Source organism: Frankia sp. Hr75.2, assembly GCF_949319125.1.
Classification (GTDB): domain Bacteria; phylum Actinomycetota; class Actinomycetes; order Frankiales; family Frankiaceae; genus Parafrankia; species Parafrankia soli.
Window position 1 is genome coordinate 1 of record NZ_CASGGV010000082.1, and the last position, 5,419, is coordinate 5,419.

Annotated in this window: 3 rRNA genes; all 3 read left to right on the forward strand. The window is 58.3% G+C overall.

The features are described from left to right. Positions 1–123 precede the first annotated feature (123 nt). The 3 genes from AC559T_RS08105 to rrf all read left to right on the forward strand — a co-directional run bounded on the left by AC559T_RS08105 (position 124) and on the right by rrf (position 5,343). Positions 124–1,631, forward strand: a 16S ribosomal RNA gene (locus AC559T_RS08105). A 412-nt stretch (positions 1,632–2,043) separates the two neighbouring features. Then, positions 2,044–5,154: ribosomal RNA gene (locus tag AC559T_RS08110) — 23S ribosomal RNA — on the forward strand. A 72-nt stretch (positions 5,155–5,226) separates the two neighbouring features. Continuing rightward, positions 5,227–5,343, forward strand: a 5S ribosomal RNA gene (gene rrf, locus AC559T_RS08115). Together the 16S, 23S and 5S rRNA genes form the textbook arrangement of a ribosomal RNA operon. The last annotated feature ends 76 nt before the right edge of the window (positions 5,344–5,419 follow it).

The following is a 5,419-nucleotide window of genomic DNA, read 5'->3' on the forward strand; positions in this document are numbered from 1 at the left end:
CATGGCCAGGGCTTAGTGTTTCTGGTTGTGGTGGGAAATTCCTTTGGCAATGATAGACTCATACGAGAATCTGTCTTGTCAGGATCGGTTGGGCTTGGCGGCCCGGCCATCTCTTTCAAAGCATTGATGGAGAGTTTGATCCTGGCTCAGGACGAACGCTGGCGGCGTGCTTAACACATGCAAGTCGAGCGAGGAGCTTGCTCCTAGCGGCGAACGGGTGAGTAACACGTGGGCAACCTGCCCCAAGCTCTGGAATAACTCCGGGAAACCGGGGCTAATGCCGGATATGACATCATCGGGCATCTGGTGGTGTGGAAAGATTTATCGGCTTGGGATGGGCCCGCGGCCTATCAGCTTGTTGGTGGGGTGATGGCCTACCAAGGCGACGACGGGTAGCCGGCCTGAGAGGGCGATCGGCCACACTGGGACTGAGACACGGCCCAGACTCCTACGGGAGGCAGCAGTGGGGAATATTGCGCAATGGGCGAAAGCCTGACGCAGCGACGCCGCGTGAGGGATGACGGCCTTCGGGTTGTAAACCTCTTTCAGCAGGGACGAAGCGAGAGTGACGGTACCTGCAGAAGAAGCACCGGCCAACTACGTGCCAGCAGCCGCGGTAATACGTAGGGTGCAAGCGTTGTCCGGAATTATTGGGCGTAAAGAGCTCGTAGGCGGCCTGTCGCGTCGGCTGTGAAAACCCGGGGCTCAACCCCGGGCCTGCAGTCGATACGGGCAGGCTAGAGTCCGGTAGGGGAGACTGGAATTCCTGGTGTAGCGGTGAAATGCGCAGATATCAGGAGGAACACCGGTGGCGAAGGCGGGTCTCTGGGCCGGAACTGACGCTAAGGAGCGAAAGCGTGGGGAGCGAACAGGATTAGATACCCTGGTAGTCCACGCCGTAAACGTTGGGCGCTAGGTGTGGGGGACCTTCCACGGCCTCCGTGCCGCAGCTAACGCATTAAGCGCCCCGCCTGGGGAGTACGGCCGCAAGGCTAAAACTCAAAGGAATTGACGGGGGCCCGCACAAGCGGCGGAGCATGTGGCTTAATTCGATGCAACGCGAAGAACCTTACCAGGGCTTGACATGCAGAGAAATCCTGTAGAGATATGGGGTCCTTAGGGGCTCTGCACAGGTGGTGCATGGCTGTCGTCAGCTCGTGTCGTGAGATGTTGGGTTAAGTCCCGCAACGAGCGCAACCCTTGTCCTATGTTGCCAGCGAGTCATGTCGGGGACTCATAGGAGACTGCCGGGGTCAACTCGGAGGAAGGTGGGGATGACGTCAAGTCATCATGCCCCTTACGTCCTGGGCTGCACACATGCTACAATGGCCGGTACAATGGGCTGCGATACCGCGAGGTGGAGCGAATCCCAAAAAGCCGGTCTCAGTTCGGATCGGGGTCTGCAACTCGACCCCGTGAAGTCGGAGTCGCTAGTAATCGCAGATCAGCAATGCTGCGGTGAATACGTTCCCGGGCCTTGTACACACCGCCCGTCACGTCACGAAAGTCGGTAACACCCGAAGCCGGTGGCCCAACCCTTGTGGGGGGAGCCGTCGAAGGTGGGACCGGCGATTGGGACGAAGTCGTAACAAGGTAGCCGTACCGGAAGGTGCGGCTGGATCACCTCCTTTCTAAGGAGCTTTCTGGCTGGGTGCCCCTGTAGTGGGTGGTTGCCTGGTCCAGGGCGATGGTCAGTCGAGTGGCTGGTCTGGATGCTCATGGGTGGAACGCTGACTTGTTCTGCTGGCTGCTGGTTCGGATTCTGGGTTCCTGTGTGGGCTTGGGGTTGGGGCTGGGGTTGGTGGGTCGGTACGCTGTTGGGTCCTGAGGGAGTTAGGTGCCCTCGTGTGTGGCCCTGCTTTTGTTCAACGTGCCTCGGTGGCCTTCGGGTTGTCGGGGTTGTTGGGCGGGGTGGGTGTGCGGGCTGGTTGTGGTGGGATACCGCTGTCGCCTTTTGGGTGATGGGTTTGGTCTCACGGGCGCGGCTGGTTTCCGTTCGTAGTTTGAGAACTGCACAGTGGACGCGAGCATCTTTATCTTTGTGGCCAAGTTATTAAGGGCGCACGGTGGATGCCTTGGCACCAGGAGCCGATGAAGGACGTGGGAGGCTGCGATATGCCTCGGGGAGCTGTCAACCGAGCTATGATCCGAGGATTTCCGAATGGGGAAACCCGGCAGGGCTTTAAATCCTGTCACCCATGCCTGAACACATAGGGCATGTGGAGGGAACGCGGGGAAGTGAAACATCTCATTACCCGCAGGAAGAGAAAACAACCGTGATTCCGCGAGTAGTGGTGAGCGAAAGCGGATGAGGCTAAACCAGTTTCGTGTGATAGCCGGCAGGCGTTGCGTAGCTGGGGTTGTGGGACTGTTCTGATGTTGCTGCCGCTTCGTCGAAGAGTTAGAAAGCGTGTTGTTAGCCGAAGGTCATGCGAATGGACCGCCATAGAGGGTAATAGCCCTGTAGGTGAAAACGGCACGTCTCTTGAGCAGTATCCCAAGTAGCACGGAGCCCGTGAAATTCCGTGTGAATCTGGCGGGACCACCCGCTAAGCCTAAATACTCCCTGGTGACCGATAGCGGACTAGTACCGTGAGGGAAAGGTGAAAAGTACCCCGGGAGGGGAGTGAAATAGTACCTGAAACCGTGTGCCTACAATCCGTGGGGGCTGGGCTTTTCGGAGCCTGGTGACCGCGTGCCTTTTGAAGAATGAGCCTGCGAGTTTGCGGTGTGTGGCGAGGTTAACCCGTGTGGGGTAGCCGTAGCGAAAGCGAGTCCGAATAGGGCGTTGAGTCGCATGTCCAAGACCCGAAGCCGAGTGATCTACCCATGGCCAGGTTGAAGCGCGGGTAAGACCGTGTGGAGGACCGAACCCACCAGGGTTGAAAACCTGGGGGATGAGCTGTGGGTAGGGGTGAAAGGCCAATCAAACTCGGTGATAGCTGGTTCTCCCCGAAATGCATTTAGGTGCAGCGTCACGTGTTTCTTGCCGGAGGTAGAGCACTGGATGGCCTAGGGGGCCTACAAGCTTACTGAAGTCAGCCAAACTCCGAATGCCGGTAAGTGAAGCGTGGCAGTGAGACTGCGGGGGATAAGCTTCGTAGTCGAGAGGGAAACAGCCCAGATCGCCAGCTAAGGCCCCTAAGCGTGCGCTAAGTGGAAAAGGATGTGGAGTCGCATAGACAACCAGGAGGTTGGCTTAGAAGCAGCCACCCTTGAAAGAGTGCGTAATAGCTCACTGGTCAAGTGATTCCGCGCCGACAATGTAGCGGGGCTCAAGCGCACCGCCGAAGCTGCGGCATGCATAGTGAACCCGGCCTTTTCGGAGGTCCAGGTCTGTGCGTGGGTAGGGGAGCGTCGTATGGCGTGTGAAGCGGCGGGGTGACCCAGCCGTGGATGCCATACGAGTGAGAATGCAGGCATGAGTAGCGAATGACGGGTGAGAATCCCGTCCGCCGAATGACCAAGGGTTCCTGGGGCAGGCTTTTCCGCCCAGGGTGAGTCGGGACCTAAGGCGAGGCCGACAGGCGTAGTCGATGGACAACGGGTTGATATTCCCGTACCGGCGCTGACGCGCCCATGCTGAACCTGGTTTGTGCTAACCGTTCTGGTTTTTGTTCTGCCTTCGGGTGGGGCTTGGGCTGGTCGGGATCCCGGCTGGTAGTAGGCAAGCGATGGGGTGACGCAGGAGGGTAGTCCAACCCAGGAGGTGGTTTTCCTGGGGCAAGGGTGTAGGGCGAAGTGCAGGTAAATCCGTGCTTCATGTGCCTGAGACCTGATGCCGAGCCGATTGTGGCGAAGTGGGTGATCCCATGCTGCCGAGAAAAGCCTCTAGCGAGTGTCAGGGCCGCCCGTACCCTAAACCGACACAGGTGGTCAGGTAGAGAATACCGAGGCGTGCGAGTGAACTGTGGTTAAGGAACTCGGCAAAATGCCCCCGTAACTTCGGGAGAAGGGGGGCCACTTCCTGTGTAGGAGTTTACCTCCGAAGCGGGGAGGGGCCGCAGAGACCAGGGGAAAGCGACTGTTTACTAAAAACACAGCTCCGTGCGAAGTCGTAAGACGATGTATACGGAGTGACGCCTGCCCGGTGCTGGAACGTTAAGGGGACGGGTTAGCTCTTCGGGGCGAAGCTCAGAACTTAAGCGCCAGTAAACGGCGGTGGTAACTATAACCATCCTAAGGTAGCGAAATTCCTTGTCGGGTAAGTTCCGACCTGCACGAATGGCGTAACGACTTTCCTACTGTCTCAACCACAGACTCGGCGAAATTGCATTACGAGTAAAGATGCTCGTTACGCGCGGCAGGACGGAAAGACCCCGGGACCTTTACTACAGCTTGATATTGGTGTTCGGTTCGGTTTGTGTAGGATAGGTGGGAGACTGTGAAGCTGGGACGCCAGTTCCGGTGGAGTCATTGTTGAAATACCACTCTGGTCGTACTGGATGTCTAACCTCGGTCCGTGATCCGGATCAGGGACAGTGTCAGGTGGGTAGTTTAACTGGGGCGGTTGCCTCCTAAAGGGTAACGGAGGCGCCCAAAGGTTCCCTCAGCCTGGTTGGCAATCAGGTGTTGAGTGCAAGTGCACAAGGGAGCTTGACTGTGAGACAGACATGTCGAGCAGGTGCGAAAGCAGGGACTAGTGATCCGGCGGTGGCTTGTGGAAGCGCCGTCGCTCAACGGATAAAAGGTACCCCGGGGATAACAGGCTGATCTTGCCCAAGAGTCCATATCGACGGCAAGGTTTGGCACCTCGATGTCGGCTCGTCGCATCCTGGGGCTGGAGTAGGTCCCAAGGGTTGGGCTGTTCGCCCATTAAAGCGGTACGCGAGCTGGGTTTAGAACGTCGTGAGACAGTTCGGTCCCTATCCGCCGCGCGCGCAGGAGACTTGAGAAGGGCTGTCCCTAGTACGAGAGGACCGGGACGGACGAACCTCTGGTGTGCCAGTTGTTCTGCCAAGAGCATGGCTGGTTGGCTACGTTCGGAAGGGATAACCGCTGAAAGCATCTAAGCGGGAAGCTCGCTTCGAGATGAGGTCTCCCACAGGGTAGCCTGGTAAGGCCCCCGACTAGATGATCGGGTTGATAGGCCGGAGGTGGAAGTGCGGCAACGCATGGAGCTGACCGGTACTAATAGGCCGAGGGCTTGACCACAAAGATTCTGCTGTTCTGCGTCCACTGTGCGGTTCTCGGGCTGCGACCGGTTTCGGTTGGGTCTGATAGTGTTTCGGTGGCTTTGGCGAAGGGGAAACGCCCGGTTCCATTCCGAACCCGGTAGCTAAGCCCTTCAGCGCCGATGGTACTGCGTGGGTGACCGCGTGGGAGAGTAGGACGCCGCCGGACTTCTTTTGGTGGGGGCTGTTTCTGGCTGTGGCCGGGAGCAGCCCCCACCTGTATTTCCGGACCTTTTCCCGGCCGA